Genomic DNA, 4182 nt, shown 5'->3' on the forward strand with positions numbered 1-4182 from the left:
TTTTCTATTAATTCTAAAAAATAATCTAAAGTTTTAACTTTTAACTCTTTCCTTTTCCCTTTTCTCTTCCATCACCAGACGACTTAAATGCTTTCCTAGCTTAACAAGGGGTAACAACGGGCTTAAGCCCCTTGCCTTGCATTGCATTGCCTCTATACAATTAATTCTATTTTTGCGTAACATCAGTTAATAATGGTTTTTAATCAAATAAGTACTACCTGATTGAATTACTTTTTAAATACATTTTTATTTAAGTATTAATCATTTTTTCTTGTTTAGAAAGAATAAATAAGCTACCATCACCTCCTCTACCTATCCTTAAAGATTCATCAATATAAGTAACTTTTAAACTAGGAATTCTTCCTTCAGGATTTCGCGCCTTAACTACCTTAAAAGGATCTAATATTGCTGTTTTTATTCCAGCTATTTTTTTAATAGAAATAAATCTTTTATCAAAATTTACATTAATTATATTCTTGGGTAAAACTTCATTTTCTGCTATTTTTGGAGCAAAAGTTGCCGTTACTTTTACATAACCTTTGAGTAATTTTGAAGAATGTTCAACAAAAGCAATATTAAAAAATGAAGCTTTTTGAGTGTCAATTATTTGATAAACTTGCTGTAATTTAAAGCCTAAAGGTAACTTATTTAAAGAACGAATTTCTCTTGCTGTTGAATAATGTAATTGCCAAATTCCTTGAAGTAAATTAATGCCATCAAACAAAGGACGAGGAAAGGGGTTATAGCTCTCTAAATTAACGGTTATTTGCTCAATTTTACTAACTTCTGAAGGGGATAGCATTAAGTCAGTTAGGGGATATTCAGGGTTAATTTGACGGTTATCAGCGAATTTTTTAATCTCTGATAATAATGTTTCTTTAAGAATTAAGCGACTATTCAAAATGTTACTTTGATTATTGTATGGTTGATAATTATTTAATTAAGAATTAGAAATTAGGCATACGGCCGATAAACTCCTTTGAAATTTATGTCAAAGCTAAAAATCAGCGTTTGGATAAATTGAACTGAAAGTCTTATCAGATCAAGTTTCTAGTTTATTTTAATGAAAGTTATTTGTTAGCAGTAAAATTCATTTTACTATAGAGCAGATCCTGACTAAACTAATTGTTCATTAAGTAAATCTAGCATATAATATATATTGCTGTTTTTTTAATTAACTAAATTTTAGGGAGGAAAAACCGTTGAGTAAACATACATTAAATGGCACAAGACGTAAACAAAGGAGAACTTCTGGTTTCCGTGCACGCATGAGAACTGAAAATGGTCGTAAAGTGATTCAAGCTCGTCGTAATAAAGGTAGAAAGAGATTATCTGTCTAACTTAACTGTTAAGTTTTTATTTTTATTTCTTTAGAATCACAATCTCTCATTTTTTGTATTGTAATTACTATAAATTTAGGTGGGACTACCATCAAAGCACAGACTTAAAAGGCGGTGGGATTTTAAAACTGTTTATAAACAGGGCATTCGCCGCTCTAGTCATTATCTAATTATTCGAGCTTTATCACCTTTGACTGAAAATTCTGTTAATCAAGCTGTTGACACGAAAATAGGCATTTCTATAAGTCGTAAAGTTAGCAAAAAAGCTGTTGTTCGTAATCGTATTAAAAGACAAATTAGATCAGCATTTCGGTGTTTATTGCCGAATATTTCTCCGGGTTGGTTTATTGTTATTATCGTTAAACCAGAAGCTCAAGAATGCAATTATGAACATTTTTTGAGAGAATTGGAACAGTTATTAATTAGATCGGAAATAATTCATGGGCATTAGAGAAGAAGTTTTTTATGAAGGTGGTCCTCATATTGGGGATCTTATTTTCAATGTTTTATTGGCTTTTACCGTTATCTGTCTCCCCCTTACTGTTGGAGCTGTCGTTCGTGCTATATGGTTAAGGTTTCGTATTACCGATCGCCGAATTTCTATCACTGGCGGTTGGCAAGGTAAAGATCGTACTGATGTTATTTATTCAGAAATTGTCAAAGTAGTCAAAGTTCCTCGAGGTTTAGGTTTTTGGGGCGATATTGTTGTCACTCTCAAAGACAGAAGCCGTTTAGAAATGCGCGCGATTCCTCGTTTTCGTGAAATTTATGATTATATTACTGAACGTGCTGCCGATAAAACTGGCAGACCTATAGATGCGATCGCACAGTAACTATGAAGAATGAACAATGAGCAATTAACAATCAAAGGTGATCGTGATCAATTAATATCTATTAAGAATTTAAAATATAGTAAATTAAAGAGACTACAATGGATTTTGGTATAGGTTTTATATCAACGAATATTATGTTGCCAATCCTAGATTTTTTCTACGGGATTGTGCCTAGTTATGGTTTTGGCATTATTGCTCTGACTCTAGTTGTTAGGATTGCCGTTTATCCTCTAAGTGCGGGACAAATTCGCAATATGAGGAAAATGCGCATTACTCAACCTCTGATGAAACAAAGACAAGAAGAAGTACAAAAAAAATATAAAGACAATCCTCAAAAACAGCAAGAGGAAATGGCAAAAATAATGCAGGAGTTTGGTAATCCTTTAGCTGGATGTCTTCCCTTGTTGTTACAAATGCCAATTTTATTCGCTTTATTTGCTACTCTGAGAGGATCACCTTTTTCTGATATTAACTATACTGTGGATGTACAGATTTTTCCCCAAGAACAAATCGAACGTATTGCACCTCAACCCTATAGCACCAAAGCTCAAAATGTTTTTGTTACTGATGGGTTGCACAATGCAATTACTGCTATTTTGCCCACAGGGAATAAATTAACCGTGGGAGAAAGCGAAAAAATTGAATTACAAACCATCGAAGGTAAATCATTACAAGACTTAAATAATCAATATCCTGAAAGCGATATACAACCTCGTTGGCTTGTTATCAAAGGTGAAGAAAGAGTTACTGTTAATGAAAATGGCGAAATTACCGCTTTAGGAGTAGGAGATGCTACTATTCAAGTTACGATTCCGGGTATTGCGGCGGATAAGGGATTTTTATTCATTAAAGCATTAGGTAGAGTTGGTGCTACTAATCCTGATGGTTCGATTAACTGGGATATTGTGGGCATGATCATTTTCTTTGGCTTAAGTATCTATCTTAACCAAGAATTATCAGGGGCAGGTCAAACCGCTGGAAAAGATCAACAACAAACTGTCAACAAAATTACTCCTGTAATCTTTTCGGGGATGTTTTTATTCTTTCCCCTTCCGGCCGGAGTTTTAATGTATATTGTTATTGCTAACATTTTCCAAACTATTCAAACTCTGATTTTAACCCGTGAACCTTTACCAGAGAATATTCAAAAAATAGTAGATGAGCAAGAAAAAGCGGCTAAGGGTAGAGAAGTAATTCCTTTTGAAAAAAAGAACTTGAAAAAGAAAGAAAAAACGTCATAATTAATTACAAATTTTATGTCAATTATGGATGAACAAATCCAAAAAGGTCAAAAATGGTTGGAAACTCTCTTAAAATTAATGGGTATTCCGGCCAATGTTAACTTAAATAGGATCGAACAAAATGGGGATCAAATAATTTCCTGTTGGCTTACTATTGATGACAGTACTTTAGATTTCCCTACCATTGAAACTTTAATCGGGAAAAAAGGAGAAACTATTGATTCTATTCAATACTTAGTTAATTCTTTACTTAATATCGGTGTCGATGAAAATAGTCATCGTTTCTTTACCGTTGAATTAAATGGCTATCGTCTCCGTCGTCAAGCAGAATTAATGGCGATCGCCCAAAGAGCGGCGGAAAAAGTAAGAGTAACAGGAGTACCAGAAGAGATACGCTATCTTTCATCGGTAGAACGTCGTCAAATTCATAGCATTCTTGAGAAATCTGGAGATTTATTGACAGAAAGTCAAGGAAATGAACCTGATAGACGTTTATTAGTTAAATTAAAACAATAATGACGAATGTAGAAGGTAGAATTTGGGATGAGGAATGAGGAATGAGGAATGAGCAAGGAGTTTAAACCCCTTGTTAGGAATTAGGAGGAGATGAGGAGAGGAAAAGATATTGACTATTATCTATATATTAACTATTTATTATTCACTATTCGTTATATAATGATACCTAGTACAAAGATAAGAGCAATCTCAGAAAATCGATTACTTTTAACAGGAATACGATGGAAAACTTATCAGGCTTTAAAGTTAGAT

Annotated in this window: 6 protein-coding genes; 5 read left to right on the top strand and 1 reads right to left on the bottom strand. The window is 33.1% G+C overall.

Features of this window, described 5'->3' with window-relative positions; all coding sequences use genetic code 11:
- Positions 1-250: 250 nt before the first annotated feature.
- Positions 251-901, bottom strand: coding sequence for a PAP/fibrillin family protein (locus FWJ34_RS18600; RefSeq protein ID WP_308256825.1), 651 nt, complete (start codon positions 899-901; stop codon positions 251-253).
- Positions 902-1202: 301 nt separating this feature from the next.
- On the opposite strand from FWJ34_RS18600, the gene rpmH reads away from it, so the two are divergent.
- From rpmH to FWJ34_RS18625, 5 genes are all read left to right on the top strand, one after another.
- Positions 1203-1340, top strand: coding sequence for a 50S ribosomal protein L34 (gene rpmH / locus FWJ34_RS18605; RefSeq protein ID WP_066349386.1), 138 nt, complete (start codon positions 1203-1205; stop codon positions 1338-1340).
- 79 nt (positions 1341-1419) lie between these two features.
- The gene (gene rnpA, locus FWJ34_RS18610) at positions 1420-1791 is read left to right on the top strand and encodes a ribonuclease P protein component (protein ID WP_308256826.1); all 372 of its coding nucleotides are present in this window, start codon (positions 1420-1422) and stop codon (positions 1789-1791) included.
- Positions 1781-2173 (top strand): PH domain-containing protein, encoded by a 393-nt coding sequence (locus tag FWJ34_RS18615; RefSeq protein WP_308256827.1) that lies wholly within the window; start codon positions 1781-1783, stop codon positions 2171-2173. The genes rnpA and FWJ34_RS18615 overlap by 11 nt, the downstream gene beginning before the upstream one ends.
- A gap of 98 nt (positions 2174-2271) precedes the next feature.
- Positions 2272-3414, top strand: coding sequence for a membrane protein insertase YidC (yidC, locus tag FWJ34_RS18620; protein ID WP_308256828.1), 1143 nt, complete (start codon positions 2272-2274; stop codon positions 3412-3414).
- A gap of 15 nt (positions 3415-3429) precedes the next feature.
- Positions 3430-3930, top strand: a complete 501-nt coding sequence (locus tag FWJ34_RS18625) for a R3H domain-containing nucleic acid-binding protein (protein ID WP_308256829.1) — start codon at positions 3430-3432, stop codon at positions 3928-3930.
- The last annotated feature ends 252 nt before the right edge of the window (positions 3931-4182 follow it).

It is taken from the genome of Geminocystis sp. GBBB08, from assembly GCF_016743215.1.
In the GTDB taxonomy this organism is placed as follows: domain Bacteria; phylum Cyanobacteriota; class Cyanobacteriia; order Cyanobacteriales; family Cyanobacteriaceae; genus Geminocystis.

Coding starts and splice junctions, on each gene's coding strand:
- FWJ34_RS18615 (WP_308256827.1), top strand. CDS start 1,781: ATGGGCATTAGAGAAGAAGTTTTTTATGAAGGTGGTCCTCATATTGGG.
- yidC (WP_308256828.1), top strand. CDS start 2,272: ATGGATTTTGGTATAGGTTTTATATCAACGAATATTATGTTGCCAATC.
- FWJ34_RS18625 (WP_308256829.1), top strand. CDS start 3,430: ATGTCAATTATGGATGAACAAATCCAAAAAGGTCAAAAATGGTTGGAA.